Genomic DNA, 14,189 nt, shown 5'->3' with positions numbered 1-14,189 from the left:
AGCTTCCTTAGTGGTTGCAGCCAGGGCCGTGAACGTGATCGTCGTCATCGCCTTCAACGTCGGCCGGTTCCATTTCCAGTTGCAGGCTCATCAGGTTGGTGGCCAGTGGACGCATCAGCAGGTTGGCGTACTCAGCGTCGCCTTCTTCCACGTCCACACCAATCAGCAACTGGCCACGGCCGTCGTGCTGGATCCAGATTTCCTTGCCCTGCCAGACCACGGCGACGCGGGTGCAGGAGGTTTCCAGCTGGGTGCCGTCGGTGTCTTCAAGAATCAGTTTCAGGGTGTCGGTGGTCATAAAAAGTTCTCAGCCATAGGGTGTAAAAAAGTGGCGTTAGTTGATCTGGAAAGGATAAACCGAGCCCAGTTTAAGGATTTGCGTCAGTTCATCCAGTGCCGTCCGGCACTCAAGCAGCAATTGCGGATCAGCCAGGTCGGTTTCACGCAGGCTGTCGCGGTAGTGCTTGTCGACCCACTGGGTCAGCGTGTCATACAACGGCGCGGTCATGATAACCCCTGGGTTCACCGCCGCCAGCTCAGTTTCATTCAACGCCACGCGCAAGCGCAGGCACGCCGGGCCACCGCCGTTCTGCATGCTTTGCTTGAGATCAAACACCTTCACTTCACGGATCAGCCCGCCGCAGGCCGTCAGGCCTTGCAGGTACTGCCAGACGCGCTCGTTGGCGCGGCACTCTTCCGGCACGATCAGCAGCATCGAACCGTCGGCGCGGGTCAGCAACTGGCTGTTGAACAAGTAGGACCGCACGGCGTCCTCGACGCTGACCTGGGCGCGCGGCACGCACACTGACTGGAAGTTGCCGCCCAGTTTGCCCAACTTGCCTTGCAGCTCGGCGAGCATCTGCTCGGTATTGAGAAACGCGTCCTCGTGGTAGAACAGCACCTCGCCATTGCCCACCGCGATCACGTCGTTGTGGAACACGCCGGCATCGATCACAGACGGGTTCTGCTGGGCGTAGACCACGCCGTCATCCTTCAGGCCATGCAGACGCGCGACGGCCTGGGAGGCTTCAAGGGTCTGGCGCGCCGGGTACTTCTGCGGCGCGGGGTAACGGGTGTCGAACGCGCTGCGGCCAAACACGAAGAACTCGACGCCGGCCTCGCCATAATCACGGCAGAAACGCGTGTGGTTGGCCGCGCCTTCGTCGCCGAACTGCGCCACCGCCGGCAACGCGGCGTGGTGGACGAAGTGTTTTTGGTCGGCGAACATCGCACCCAGCACGCGGCTGGTGGTCGGGTGTTCGATGCTGCGATGGTATTTGCAGTTGAGGTTGGCGGCAGTGAAATGCACGCGGCCGTCCGCCGTGTCGGCACTCGGGCTGACAGTGGCGGCGTTGGCTACCCACATGCTGGAGGCCGAGCAGCTGGCAACCAGCAGCGGCATGGCCTGCTTGGCCGCCTGCTGAATCACCTGCGCGTCGGTGCCGCTGAAACCAAGGTTGCGCAACGCGGCCACGTCAGGACGTTCCTGCGGCGCCAGCACACCTTGCACAAAGCCCATGTCCATCAGGGCTTTCATTTTCTGCAGCCCCTGCAACGCCGCTTCCTTCGGGTTCGAAGACTGCTGGCTGTTGCTCTGGGACGCGACGTTGCCGTAGGACAAACCGCCGTAGTTATGGGTCGGCCCCACGAGACCGTCAAAATTGACTTCACAGGATTTCATCGGCGAGGCTCCACGAACATCTGTTTTTATAGGCATCAATAGCAGTCTTCACACCACCGCTACTCTCTATCTGTAAACCCGATCAACTGTGGGAGCTGGCTTGCCTGCGATGGCAGCGGCGCGGTTTGACTAAAGGACCGAGTTGCCCGCATCGCAGGCAAACCGGCTCCCCCACAAGCCCGCTCCCACCTTTAGATCAACGTAATACCTGGGGTCAGCGTTGCCGGGACCACCAGGCTTGGCGTTTCCAGAGACGCCACTGGGTACGCGCAATAATCCGCCGCGTAATAGGCGCTGGCGCGATGGTTGCCCGACGCCCCTACCCCACCGAACGGCGCGGTGCTGGCAGCACCGGTCAGCTGCTTGTTCCAGTTGACGATGCCGGCGCGGCTTTCCAGCCAGAACTGCTGGTAGCGTGCTTCGGAATCCGACAACAAGCCCGCGGCCAAACCGTACTGGGTGTTGTTGGCCTCAGTGATCGCAGCGGCAAAATCAGCGTAGCGGATCACCTGCAGCAGCGGGCCGAACAGCTCTTCATCTTCGCGCTCGGTCACGCCGGTCACGTCGATAATGCCAGGCGTCAGCAACGCGGCCTGATCCTGCGGCTGAGTCATTTCCAACAGCGCCACGGCGCCATTGGCCAACATCAACTCCTGGGCGTCCATCAAGGCCTTGGCCGCGCCGAGGGAAATCACCGAGCCCATGAACGGCGCTGGCTGCTGATCAAACGCACCCACTTCAATCGTCGCGCTGACCGCCACCAGGCGCGCCAGCAACGCATCGCCCCAGGCACCTTCGGGCACCAGCAAGCGACGCGCGCAGGTGCAACGCTGACCGGCCGAGATAAACGCCGACTGGATAATGGTGTACACCGCCGCATCCACGTCGGCCACTTCGTCGACCACCAGCGGGTTGTTGCCGCCCATTTCCAGGGCGAGGATCTTGTCCGGGCGCCCGGAAAACTGCTGGTGCAGGTGATTGCCGGTGCGGCTGGAGCCGGTGAAGAACAACCCGTCGATACCGGGGTTGGCCGCCAACGCGATACCGGTTTCCCGCGCGCCTTGCAGCAGGTTCAACACGCCCGCCGGCAAGCCGGCGTCGATCCAGCATTGCACGGTCAGCTCGGCGACTTTGGGGGTCAGCTCGCTCGGCTTGAACAGCACGGTATTGCCCGCCAGCAACGCCGGGACGATGTGCCCGTTCGGCAAGTGGCCAGGGAAATTGTAAGGGCCAAACACCGCCACCACGCCGTGCGGCTTGTGGCGCAACACGGCGGTGGCGTCGCCCAGCGGGCCGCTCTTCTCGCCGGTGCGCTCACGGTAGCTTTGCACCGAGATGGCAATCTTGTTGGCCATGCTGGTGACTTCGGTGGCCGATTCCCACAGCGGTTTGCCGGTTTCTTCGCCGATGCAACGGGCGATTTCGTCGGCGCGGCTTTTCAGCGTCGCGGCAAAGGTTTCCAGCACGCCGATGCGTTCTTCCAGCGGGCGTCGGGCCCAGCCTGGAAACGCCTGGCGCGCGGCCTGCACGGCGGATTCAACCTGTTCGACGGTGGCGCCATTGCCGGCCCACAGCACCTGCTGGGTCACCGGGTTGCGCGACTCGAATAGTTCACCCTGGCCCGCCAGCCAGCTACCTGCGATATACAGCGAATTCATTATTTCGACTCCCGAGCAGCAGACAACGCAACAGCGCGCACTTGATCACCCACCACCAGTTGCAGGCGTTTGGCGGTCTGAGGATCGACCACCAGCGTGCCTGCCGCCAGACGGGCCGGAGCGGCCGTGATGCGGCACTCCTCACGCTTGCGGTTATGAATCAGGAACGGCGTGGCGTCGTCCCCTGGGGTGCCGATGGCCAACACCAGTGACTGGCTGTCGCGCACCGCACGGATTTTGCTGGTTTCACATTCCACCGCCGGGCCGGCGTCGAAGATATCGACATAGCCCTGGTAGCTGAAGCCTTCGCTCTTGAGCATGCTCAGCGCCGGCTCGGTGTCCGGGTGGACTTTGCCGATGACATTGCGCGCGTCTTCAGAGAGGAAGCAGCTGTACAGCGGAAACTTGGGCATCAACTCAGCGATAAACGCCTTGTTGCCCACGCCGGTCAGGTAATCGGCCTGACTGAATTCCATCTTGAAGAAATGCCGGCCCAGGCTTTCCCAGAACGGCGAGCGCCCAGCCTCGTTGGACACGCCGCGCATTTCGGCAATGATCTTGTTACCGAACAGCTGCGGGAATTCAGCGATAAACAGCATGCGCGCCTTGGCCAGCATGCGGCCGTTGAGGCCGTTGCGGTAATCGGCGTGCAGGAACAACGAGCACAATTCGGAGTTGCCGGTGAGGTCGTTGGCCAAAAACAGCGTCGGAATCTCGCGGTAGATGTTCAGTTCCTGGGAGGCGCTGACGGTCAGGCCGACCCGGAAGTTGTACCACGGCTCGCGCAGGCCGACGGCGCCGGCAATGGCGGAAATCCCCACCACGCGGCCTTCGTCGTTTTCCAGCACAAACAGGTAGTCGGCATCGCCGCGCCCGGCTTCGCCGCGAAAGGTTTTTTCCGCCCAGCCAACCCGGTGGGTCAGGCGCTCTTCGTTGGCCGGCAAGGTGGTGAGGCCGGTGCCGGTGCTGCGCGCCAGATCAATCAGGGCCGGTAAATCGCTGCTGCGTACGGGACGAACGATCATGCTATCTCCTCAGACGGGCCGCCTGCTCCAGGCCACCCGCAAAACTCTGCTTTAAACAGCGACCAGGCGCACGCTGGCACCTTCGCCGACACCCAGGGCTTCGGCCGCGGCCAGGTCCAGGGTCACCGGTTTGCCGGGCGCGTAGTCCAGCTCCAGCATCACCGCGCGGTAATCCTGCAACTGCGCGTTGCTCACCAGGTACTGGCGGCCGGCCCCCTTGACCATTTCACCGATCTTCACCGGCACCACGCGGCTTTGGGCAATCGAGCGAATGCCCGAGACCCGCGCGTGCAGCGTCGGGCCGCCGTCGAAGATGTCGATGTAATGGTCGGTCTCGAAGCCTTCACGCATCAGGATGTCGAAGGTGATCTGCGCACGCGGGTGCACCTGGCCCATGGCTTCCTGGGCTTCGTCGGGCAGCAGCGGCACGTAGATCGGGTAATGCGGCATCAGCTCGGCGAGGAAGGTGCGGCTTTTGAGCCCGCACAGGCGTTCGGCAGCGGCGTAGTTGAGGTCGAAGAAGTTGCGGCCAATGGCGTCCCAGAACGGCGAATCACCGTTCTCGTCGCTGTAGCCGACAATCTCGGTCACCACCGAGTCGGCAAAGCGCTCGGGGTGGCTGGCGACGAACAACAGGCGGCCACGGGAATTGAGTTCCGACCACGGCGAACCGACCAGCGCAGGCTTCACGTAGAAACTGGTGAGCAGGCTGTTGCCGGTCAGGTCGTGGCATTGGGAAAGCACGTGAATCTTGTTGTGAATCTTCAGCTCGCGGGACGCGTGCACGAAGGTTTCGTTACGGAAGCTGTAGAACGGCTCCGAGTAACCGGCCGACGCGACGATGGCCGAGCAGCCGGCCAGCTCCCCGGTCTCGGTGTCTTCAAGCACGAAGAAATAGCTTTCTTCGCCGTTGAAACTGACCTCGGCCGCGAAGGACGCTTCGCTGGCGGCGATCTTGTCGCTCAGACGTTCCACATCATCCGGCAAGGAGGTGACACCAATCGGGCTGTCCGCAGCCAGACGCTGTACCTCGCCCAGATCAGCCATTTGCGCGGGGCGCATCACCAGCATGGTGTCACTCCTTAACTCGAAAAACTCATAGAGGGAAAAATGCCGGACACGGGATCTGAGTTCACACAGATCCAATGTGGGAGGGGGCTTGCCCCCGATAGCAGTCTGTCAGTTGATAAATCCAGTGACTGATCCGCCGCTATCGGGGGCAAGCCCCCTCCCACATTTTTGACCAGTCCAACCAGCAAAATGTGTCGCTATCAGGCTTGCGTCAGCGTCTTCACAGCACGCTCAAAACGGTCCAGGCCTTCGTTGATGTCTGCATCTTCGACCACCAGGCTCGGGGCGAAACGCACCACGTCGGGGCCGGCTTGCAGGATCATCAGGTTTTCTTTTTCGGCCGCGTTGAACACGTCCTTGGCCTTGCCTTTGAACGCGTCGCTGAGCACGCAACCAATCAGCAGGCCCATGCCGCGCACTTCGGTGAAGATGCCGTATTTCTCGCCGATCTGTTGCAGGCGCGCCTTGAACAGCTCGTGCTTGGCGTTCACGCCGGCCAGCACTTCTGGGGTGTTGATCACGTCGATGACCGCTTCCGCCACTGCACACGCCAGCGGGTTGCCGCCGTACGTGGTGCCGTGGGTGCCGACCACCAGGTGCTTGGCCAGGTCTTCACGGGTGAGCATGGCTGCAATCGGGAAACCGCCGCCCAGGCTCTTGGCGCTGGTGAGGATGTCCGGCGTCACGCCGTAATGCTGGTAGGCGAACAGGTGACCGCTGCGGCCCATGCCGGTTTGCACTTCGTCGAACACCAGCAACGCGTTGTTCGCATCGCACAGCTCGCGGGCGCCTTGCAGGTACGCCAGCTCAGCCGGCAAAACGCCGCCTTCGCCCTGAACCGGTTCGAGCACCACGGCGCAGGTCTTGTCCGACACGGCGGCTTTCAGCGCGTCCAGGTCGTTGTAAGGCACGTGAGTGATGCCGGTGATCTTAGGCCCGAAACCGTCGGAGTACTTCGACTGGCCACCGACGTTGACGGTGAACAGGGTACGGCCGTGGAAGCTGTTCAGCGCGGCGATGATCTCGTACTTCTCGGTACCGAAACGGTCGAACGCCACACGGCGGGCCAGCTTGAACGCGGCCTCGTTGGCTTCGGCGCCGGAGTTGCAGAAGAACACGCGCTCGGCAAAGGTGGCGTCGATCAGCTTATGCGCCAGGCGCAGGGCCGGCTCATTGGTGAAGACGTTGGAGACGTGCCACAGCTTGTTGGCTTGTTCGGTCAGTGCACCGACCAGCGCCGGGTGGGCGTGGCCCAATACGTTAACCGCGATGCCGCCGGCAAAGTCGATCAGCTCGCGACCCGCCTGGTCCCAAACGCGCGAACCCGCGCCACGCACAGGGATGAATGCGGCAGGTGCGTAGTTGGGAACCATGACCTGGTCGAAATCGGCACGTTGCACCGGGGCTTGCTCAACGGACATCGGAGTCTCCTGAAGAGGAACGCCTGCCTGGAACTGGCGGGCGATGCAGGGATTGTAAGGACAGTTTTCAGTGCGGCCTTGCCGCCAAGCGACAACTTCTTATAGCGCCAACCCGCGTTTTCAGCGGGTTTACGCCAATGCGACAAATAGCATCGCAATGGCGCAGTTTAAACCGTGGGCTCGCCCAGCGGCACCGATTTACGGCTCGCGCTTAATTATCTAACACGGATCGGCGGCGGCGAACTGTTCTGCTGAGGGCATCATTTGATCCTCAGGAAGCTTTGCAATGAGCCAGCAACCCAGCGTGCCCGCTTTCGACCGGCTGATCCCTGCGCGCGACGTTCATCATGAAACGCTCAAAAACGCGATCCCCAACTGGCTGGGCGACGCGTCGGCCGCACGTCGCAACGCCCTTAAAACCAGTGCCCCGATTGGGTACGCCCAACCCTCAGCCGAGCAGGACACGGCGCTCAAAGGCCTGATCCGTGAGGCCTGGACCACCCAAAACCTGCTCGACAAGGCCATGGACGCACTCAAGTCACCCGCCGACTTTGCCGCGCCCGTGCTGCAGCAGGCGCTCAAGCAGCGCTTTGGTGTGGAGTGCGATGTGCGCAACACCTACCTGCGCCTGTCTATACCGGCGACCATCCCTTGGTTCCCCGCGCGCTCCGGCGCAGTGCGAACCTGGACCGTGTCGCTGCTGGACGCCGCCTTGCATAACTTTGAAGCCGGCGAAACCGCTGACGACGCCTACGAGCCGCCATCCGGTTTTATCACCCCGCCCACCGCCACCGGGCATTTCGATACCCTGCCCGACATGGACACACGTATCAGCGTGCCGGCCTATACCCGCCTGTGCCGCGAACTGGACATTGGCGGCCAATACAGCGCCTACCTCGAGCACTCTCTGGACCTCAACAACCCCGTCGCCACTGCACACCTGCAACACCGCTTCGATGCCAGCCAGGTCGCCAACCTGAAACTCGCCCTGCACATGGCGCGCCTGCGGGGCGACCTGTCGCAAGCCAGCTCGCAGCGCCTGCAACAATTGTTGAGCAATCCGGGGGGCTGCAACGCACTGCGTTGTCACGCCCTGAGCATGCTGTCCAGCCCGCTGACAGGCATTGTGCTGTTTGCCCACGCGGACCTTGAGCGGGCCAATCACGTGGTGCCCGTCATTGCCTATATTCCGCACGACCCGCAACACCCGCTCAAGGAGTACCGCTCCAGCGTGCAGTTCATGCAGGCCCTGACCGCCGACCTGCGCCTGCCTGCGTACCAGCAATTCTTCAGCCGTTTCGTGAACCACGACGAGCGCGGGCATTTTTTCGCCGACCTCGGCCAGCGCCTGTCCCGCGTCACCTGGCATGCGCACACCCGCGGCGACCCGCGTCCGGCCTGGCGGAATACACCGGTGGACAAGCCTGGGCTGCAGTTTGCCGTCACACCGATCAGCGGCTCGGTGCTCGAACACCTTTACCAGACCACCCTGAGCAAACTCTTCAACGACGCACGCGCTCAAGCCGTGTCCACTGCCAGCGCCGACCAGAAAACCCGCTGGGAGCGCTGGAGCCTGTTCGAAAAGATCGGCTCGGCCCTGCTGCAGATTGCCGCGCTGGTCGCGGCGCCGTTCGTACCGCCTGTGGGTTTACTGATGCTGGGTTACACCGCGTATCAGCTGCTGGATGACACGTTCGAGGGCATCGTCGACTGGGCCGAAGGCCTCAAGGCCCAGGCGTTCGGGCACCTGATGTCAGTGCTGGAGCAGATGGTCCAACTGGGCATGTTCGCCCTCGGCCCGCCGCTTGCCGAAGGGTTGTTGCGCCAGCACTTGCCCGCTGAACTCTGGCAGTTTTTCGACCGCCTCAAACCCGTCACCTTGCCCGATGGCCAGTCCCGGCTGTGGCGACCGGACCTTGCGCCTTACGCCCATGCGGTGACGCTGCCCGAAGGCTCGCGCGCCAACCCGCTCGGCCTGCACGCGCATGGCGAGCAAGACATCCTGCCCCTGTCCGGCGCGCATTACGCGCTGGGCCTCGACCCCGGCACCCACACGCATTACTTCAAGCATCCCACCCGCACCAATGCCTACCGCCCAACGGCACACAGCAATGGCCAAGGCGCCTGGGTGAGTGAACTGGACCGGCCGCTGAGTTGGGACAGCGCCCAGTTGATGCGCCGTCTGGGCCATCAGGCGCAAAGCTTCAGCGACCTGCAACTGGCACAGATTCGCCACGTCAGCGGCGTCGAAGACGCGGCGCTGCGCAAGCTCTACATGACCCGCGAACCCCTGCCACCGCTGCTGGCCGACACCTTCAAGCGCTTCAAAATCGACCAGGACCTGCAAACCTTCATCGACCAAATGAACAGTGATGACCCCGGTGTCCAGGCGTTGGCCGATGCCCAGACCCAGCTGCTGCTCTTGACCAACTACGGGCTGTGGCCCACCACCAGAACCTTGCGCCTGATCGACAGCCAGGGACGCATGCACTGGGAAATCCCGGGCGCCACAGACGCAAGCGTTACCCAGATTCACGAGCACCAACTCAACAATGGCGACTTGCTCCAGACCCTGCTCGAAGCGCTGGACGAACCGCAGAGAAGGACGTTGCTGGGGGAAGCGTTCGGCCATCCCACAGCCTCGCTTCAAGCACGTACGGGTGTCCTCAGGCAAACACTTGCCCAGCTGGCTCGGGAAAAACGCTGGGCGCTGTTCGAGTCGGCATATCGCGCTCTGCAACGTACCGACGATGCGCAGTTGAGCGCGCTTGTCGACGCGTCGCCGGGCTTGCCGGTGAGCGCCGCCGAAACCCTGCGTGCCATCGCCAGCCCGGAGGAGCTGCGCGCCCTCGATCAGGGCCGGGTGCCCCGGCGCCTGATCGAGTTGGCGCGCGAAGCCCAGCGGGAAATACGCGCCTGCCGTGCCTACGAGGGGCTGTACCTGGACAGCATCGACAACCTGGACACTTACCGCCTGGCCCTGCACTCCCTGCCCGATTTGCCGAACTGGCCCGCGGGGCTGCGCATTAGCGTCAGAAACGACACCGCTGATGGGCCGTTGCGCGACGTGATCGGTGATGACCGCGCCCGCGTTCAACGCACGTTGGTTTACACCGCTAACGGCGGCTATGTGCCCACCGACAGCAGCGGCCCGCTGTTTGGCGAAACCGACTTCTACACCGCCCTGCTCCAGGCGCTGCCCGACCAGGCGCGCGCTGCGCTGGGCATTCATATCGGCCAGGGCCCGGCCCTGCGCCAGGCGCTTGCTCGTCATGCCCTGCACCACTGGCATCTGCGCGAGTTGCTCGCGGGCGCCCCCGTCGGCAAACCCGCCTACGACCCAAGCTCCATGCGCCTGCGCGGCGGCATGCCGGGCTATCGAGCAGCACCCGCGCCCGGTGCGCAGCACGAGCTGACGGCGCATGAACACGCCCAACACCTGTTCCCGGCGCTGCCCCGCGCGCATATCGACAACATCGTGCGCAGCCTGGAACAAGCGCCCGGTGGGGTGACGACGGCGCTGAGCACCATGCGCAACGAATACCAGCAACTTGAGCGCGACTTGCAGGCCTGGATCACTGCCACGCCGCGCCTGAGCGCTGACCCACAAGTGCGCATCAGTCGCCAGGAACTTGCCTATGCCCGGCGCAACCGCACGGCCTGGGCCGATGAACTGCGCCGGGCCTGGCGCCTGGAAACCCCGCTCGACGCGTACTACGAGCCGCCTGCCCCCAATGGCTATCAACTGCACTTGAACTGGCCGATTTCCGGCAATCCTCCCGTGCTGCCCGGGCGTTTCGGTCATATCTCCAGCCTGTCGCTGCAGGGCGAGCAAGGGCCGCTGGAGATCAACACGTTCTTGTCGATGTTCCCGTTCCTGCGTCGCCTGACCGTGCGCAACTTCAACCTCGACAGATTGCCCGATGGCGTCCCCGCGATACCCAGCCTCAATGAACTGGTACTCAGCGATTGCAACATCACCTTGACTGCCCAGACCCGCACCGCGCTTGAAAACATGACCCGGCTCAAAACCCTCGATCTCTTCAACAACCCGCTGGGGCTCATACCCAGTGTCGAGAACATGCCTGGCCTGCACTTTCTGGATTTGAGCAACACCGGTATCACGCAATTGCCTGCCGGGATTTTGCAGCGCCCCCAGCTGGAGACCGCGCTGTTTCGGGACAACCGCATTGCGGCATTGCCCGACGCACTTTTCGAGCTTCCCGTGGCAACCAGTCATTCGTTCGACTTTTCCGGCAACCCGCTGTCTGGCCAGACCCTTGAGCAGGTCAAAAGCTACTTCCAGCGCACCGGCAGTTATTGGGAGGCCGATGCGGCCCCGGTGGACATTGCCAGCGCGAAGATGCTTTACCCAACCTTGAGCAGTGACGAAATCAACCGCCTGATTTTCGGCCTGCCGGGCAACCTGGAAATGGGCAAAATCGAACTGGCGCGGCGCGACCTTGACTACCAGCAGCTGAACCGCGAACTGGACGCCTGGGTGAACAGCCCCGGCGCCGGCGAAACCGCCCCCTACCAGCGCGAGGCGTTCAAACAGGCGCTGCTCGCCGGATGGCGTCGGCAACTGAAGCAGGACGAACACGGCAACGACATTCATCCCACCTACGCGCTGGACATCTCTGCCCCCATAAGCGGCAAATTGCCCACACTCAGCAGCCGGTTCACTCACGTGTCGACCCTCAGGCTCAGTGGCGATGCTCAGCCGTTGGACGTAGGAAACTGGCTGGCGAGCTTTTCCCACGTGCAGCATCTGATCATTGAAGACTACGCGCTGGAGGATATCCCCGAGCCGGTTTTCCAGCTGCCACAGCTCACGGCCCTCAGCCTTGAACGCTGCAACCTGCGACTGTCAGCGAAAACCGTCAAAGCCTTGGAGACCCAGCGCAACCTGACACGGCTGAACCTGAGCCATAACCCTCTGGAGCAACTCCCGGACTTTACCTCGATGACATCCCTGGACAGCCTGGGACTGCGCAACACCCACCTCACAGAGATTCCGCGCAGCCTGCTCGCTGCCCGAGAACGCAACCTCGTAGACCTGAGCCACAACCTGATCACGCAGATTCCCGAACCGCTGCTGCAAAGGCCGGCCTCGGTTACCAGCGCGTTTGACTTGTCTGCCAATCCGTTGTCACGAGCGACCCTGGAACAGCTCAAGCGCTATTGCCAAACCCGCGGCGAGCACCTCCAGGTCGATGCGCCTGGCGGCTATAACGCCCGCATCGCAGCCTTGTACCCGACGTTCACCGCTGCGGAGGTCAACGCCTTTATCTTCAGCTTGCCCGGCGATCTGGATGCGATTGAGGGCGCCATCCGTCGCCTGGAAAGCGAATACGCGCGCCTCAGTGCTGACCTCACCGTCTGGGCACTGACCGTGCCCGAACGGCATCCCATCCTTGATGTAGCACTTGACGAACAGACGGCGGCCGAGGAGCAAATCCGGCGCCTTGCCATCAAGGCAACGCTGGAAGAAGGCTGGCGCCACGAAAGCGAGATCGACGATTTCAATGGCGGGTATGCCGTGACCCATAAACTGACGTGCCATACGTCGATTTTTGGCGAGCTGCCCACCTTGAGCGCACGGTTCGAACATGTGTCGCATCTGGAGCTCATCGGCGAAGGAACCACCACCAACGTTGAAGGCCTGGTGCGTGCATTCCCTAACCTGAGCACGCTGGCGCTGGATAAATACGCCCTGGGCGAGATCCCCGAGCTGATCTTCAACCTGCCAAGGCTGACCAGCCTGACGTTGACGCAGAGCCGGCTTCGCCTCAGCCCGCGGGCCCGCGCCCAGTTGCGAGACCTGCGTAACCTGGAGTACCTGGACTTGAGTGACAACCCGCTGGGCCGGGCGCCCGAGCTGGACAATATGCCCAAGCTGGAATGCCTCTACCTGCAAAACTGCGAGCTCAGCGAAGTACCGTTCGGGGTGTTTGACCGCCCTTATTTGCGCACCGTGGACTTGAGCGACAACCTGATCACCCAGGTCCCGGACGACATTCTAAGCATGCGCCAGCCGTGGGACGACGAGTCCGACCTCAGCGGCAACCCGCTGTCTGAGGACAGCCTGGACCGCCTTCGGCAGTATTTTCGCCAGACAGGCAATGATCTGCAGGTGGATGAAGCCGGCCTGAACGCCCAGGGCACGCCCCTGACGCCACCGTCCACACCCGAACCCATGGAGGAATAACAGCGGTCAGCCGCGCTCGGACGGCACCGACGACAACTCGAACGGGCTGCTGCTGCGTCGCTGGTTGCGGTCTTCACGCGGGGTAGCGCCGAAGAAGTTGCGGTAGGCGCTGGAGAAGTGCGGGCCCGAAGAGAAACCGCACGACAAGCCGATCTGGATGATCGACTTGCTGGTTTGCATAAGCATCTGGCGCGCCTTGTTCAGGCGCAATTCCAGGTAGTACTGGCTGGGAACGCGATTGAGGTATTGCTTGAAGATGCGTTCAAGCTGTCGTCGCGACACACATACGTGCTGGGCGATTTCGTCGGTGGTCAGCGGCTCTTCGATGTTGGCTTCCATCAGCAACACGGCCTGGGTCAACTTCGGATGGCTGGAGCCCAGGCGGTTCTGCAAGGGAATGCGCTGGCGCTCGCCGCCTTCGCGGATGCGTTCGACCACCAGTTCTTCGGAGACGGCGCCGGCCAGTTCGGCGCCATGGTCACGGGCCAGCACGGCCAGCAACAGGTCGAGTACCGACATGCCGCCGCAGGCGGTCAGGCGATCACGGTCCCAATCGAACAGATGACTGGTGGCGATGACCTTGGGGAAGCGCTCGGCGAAATCGTCCTGCCAGCGCCAATGCACGGCGGCGCGGTAGCCGTCGAGCAGACCGAGTTGCGCCAGCGGATACACACCCGCCGACAAGCCCCCGATCACGCAACCCGCCCGCACAAGCTGCTTGAGCGCAGCGCTCAGTTGAGAGGCGATGACGGTCGGCGGCTCGTCCGCCAGCAGGAAGAGTTTCTGGAAGCCTTCAAGCTTGCCGGCCCACGGCTCGCCCGGCAATTGCCAGGCGCCTTCGGTGGCAGGCTCGGCGAGCAGGAACGACAACTCGTAGACCACGTCCGGATGCACCCGCTGAGCAACGCGCAAGGCCTCCTCAGCCAGCGCAAGCGTCAGTGCTTTTGTGCTGGGCCAAATCAGGAAACCAATTTTGTGGGCGGTCATGGAATGCTATCCGAAACGAAGAACGGTAATGAAGACAAGGGCCAATGCTAGCCCGGAAACCAACACAAATCTCAAAACATATGGAGATCTAATGTGGGAGCGGGCTTGCTCGCGAATGCGGTGGGCCAGCTACTC

8 protein-coding genes are annotated in these 14,189 nt (G+C 62.7%); 1 reads left to right on the top strand and 7 read right to left on the bottom strand.

All coding sequences use genetic code 11. The annotated features are described in order from the left end of the window. Positions 1 to 7: 7 nt before the first annotated feature. The 6 genes from AACU78_RS12380 to AACU78_RS12355 all read right to left on the bottom strand — a co-directional run bounded on the left by AACU78_RS12380 (position 8) and on the right by AACU78_RS12355 (position 6,856). Complete coding sequence (locus tag AACU78_RS12380) at positions 8 to 298, bottom strand: hypothetical protein (protein ID WP_003214319.1); 291 nt, start codon at positions 296 to 298, stop codon at positions 8 to 10. Positions 299 to 334: 36 nt separating this feature from the next. Then, positions 335 to 1,681, bottom strand: coding sequence for an N-succinylarginine dihydrolase (gene astB, locus AACU78_RS12375; protein ID WP_106576119.1), 1,347 nt, complete (start codon positions 1,679 to 1,681; stop codon positions 335 to 337). A gap of 191 nt (positions 1,682 to 1,872) precedes the next feature. Beyond that, the gene (gene astD / locus AACU78_RS12370; protein ID WP_177410071.1) at positions 1,873 to 3,342 is read right to left on the bottom strand and encodes a succinylglutamate-semialdehyde dehydrogenase; all 1,470 of its coding nucleotides are present in this window, start codon (positions 3,340 to 3,342) and stop codon (positions 1,873 to 1,875) included. Further along, positions 3,339 to 4,364: an arginine N-succinyltransferase gene (gene astA, locus AACU78_RS12365; protein WP_106576117.1), complete on the bottom strand. Its 1,026-nt coding sequence runs from the start codon at positions 4,362 to 4,364 to the stop codon at positions 3,339 to 3,341. The genes astD and astA overlap by 4 nt, the downstream gene beginning before the upstream one ends. Positions 4,365 to 4,415: 51 nt before the next feature. Continuing rightward, positions 4,416 to 5,435: an arginine/ornithine succinyltransferase subunit alpha gene (aruF, locus tag AACU78_RS12360; protein ID WP_106576116.1), complete on the bottom strand. Its 1,020-nt coding sequence runs from the start codon at positions 5,433 to 5,435 to the stop codon at positions 4,416 to 4,418. Between the two features lie 200 nt (positions 5,436 to 5,635). Continuing rightward, complete coding sequence (locus AACU78_RS12355) at positions 5,636 to 6,856, bottom strand: aspartate aminotransferase family protein (RefSeq protein ID WP_106576115.1); 1,221 nt, start codon at positions 6,854 to 6,856, stop codon at positions 5,636 to 5,638. Positions 6,857 to 7,142: 286 nt separating this feature from the next. On the opposite strand from AACU78_RS12355, the gene AACU78_RS12350 reads away from it, so the two are divergent. After that, complete coding sequence (locus AACU78_RS12350; RefSeq protein WP_106576114.1) at positions 7,143 to 13,067, top strand: dermonecrotic toxin domain-containing protein; 5,925 nt, start codon at positions 7,143 to 7,145, stop codon at positions 13,065 to 13,067. 6 nt (positions 13,068 to 13,073) lie between these two features. Here AACU78_RS12350 and argR read toward each other — a convergent pair whose 3' ends face one another. After that, positions 13,074 to 14,054 carry a transcriptional regulator ArgR gene (gene argR, locus AACU78_RS12345; protein WP_106576113.1) on the bottom strand — a complete coding sequence of 327 codons (981 nt, stop codon included), beginning with the start codon at positions 14,052 to 14,054 and terminating at the stop codon, positions 13,074 to 13,076. Positions 14,055 to 14,189: the final 135 nt, after the last annotated feature.

The organism is Pseudomonas sp. R9.37, from assembly GCF_963878885.1.
Taxonomy (GTDB): Bacteria; Pseudomonadota; Gammaproteobacteria; order Pseudomonadales; family Pseudomonadaceae; genus Aquipseudomonas.
Note: the sequence above shows the minus strand (reverse complement) of the source record. Positions and strands in the feature narration are given on the sequence as shown.